The sequence below is a fragment of the Paraburkholderia sp. SIMBA_030 genome (genome assembly GCF_046535245.1).
Lineage (GTDB): Bacteria > Pseudomonadota > Gammaproteobacteria > Burkholderiales > Burkholderiaceae > Paraburkholderia.
In genome coordinates, this window is the sequence record NZ_JAWRXB010001692.1 from 1 (window position 1) to 234 (window position 234).

Here is a 234-nt window from a genome sequence, read left to right on the forward strand (position 1 = left end):
CACCGTCGCGCAAAACGCCGCCAACCAGTTGAGCGCGACCGTGCAGAGCCTCGCGAAAGTGAACGATCCGACCGGCACCACGGTAGGCAACAGCGGCGCGTCGCCCAACGCGTCGGCCACGGGCGGCCAGAACGTCACGGTCAACGGCGTCTCGCAGATCACCCAGGTCGCCGGCAACAGCAACGTGGGCGTCAACGGCGCGACCATCGACTTCGGAAGTGCCGGTTCGCTGCT

General features: G+C 67.5%; 1 pseudogene. It reads left to right on the forward strand.

From position 1 onward, the window contains the following. A pseudogene (locus tag SB772_RS45790) lies at window positions 1-234 on the forward strand (peptidase C39); the annotation flags it as partial.